This is a genomic window from Facklamia sp. P12955 (genome assembly GCF_050409565.1).
Classification (GTDB): Bacteria; Bacillota; Bacilli; order Lactobacillales; family Aerococcaceae; genus Facklamia.
The window spans coordinates 1-688 of record NZ_JBNUPF010000062.1; the positions used below are offsets into that span (position 1 = coordinate 1).

1 protein-coding gene is annotated in these 688 nt (G+C 47.8%); it reads left to right on the forward strand.

The window, feature by feature from the left end; genetic code table 11:
- Positions 1 to 498 (forward strand): IS30 family transposase (locus tag ACQV2G_RS09130; RefSeq protein WP_428876647.1); only part of this gene is annotated, 498 nt, incomplete at its 5' end.
- Between the last annotated feature and the right edge of the window lie 190 nt (positions 499 to 688).

A 688-nucleotide genomic window follows, 5' to 3' on the forward strand; every position in this document is an offset into this window, starting at 1 on the left:
GACCGTGAGGAATGGGGACACTGGGAAATCGATACTGTGGTAGGTCCGCATGGTGAAGAGGACCCTGCCTTATTGACGTTGGTTGAACGACACTCACGCTTTGAGTGGCTTATTTTGATTAAGAATCAGACAAGTCAGGTCGTTTATCAAGCGATCACTCAACTCATAAACTCCCTAGGAGAGGAAGCTGAGCGACTTTTTAAGACTTTTACAAGTAATAACGGTTCAGAATTCAGCTCACTCACAAAAGCCGTCTCCTCTGTAGCTGAGGTCTACTTCGCTCACCCTTACTCATCTTGGGAGCGTGGCACCAGTGAAAACCAACACCGTCTCGTTCGACGCTATATACCAAAAGGGGAGTCTTTAGCTAGGTATACACAGGTAGATATTGATCGCATTCAACAATGGATGAATGACAGGCCCCGGAAGCTATTAGGTTACGCCACGGCTCACGAAGTGTTTGTTAAGTCGTGGAAGAATGAACAGAAAACAGCTTGACGTGAGGGCTTGACAAGGAGCCTCCTCCGCCATGGTTTCCTAGCATAAACGCCAGATAAACCGCTCAGCCCATCAGGCTACCATGGCTCAGCTCCTTATCAAGCCCTCACAGAAAGATTAAACAGCTGCACGGATCATTGAACTCACACTTCTCATGGGCGAGGACTCCTTTGTACTAGGTGGCTAAGTT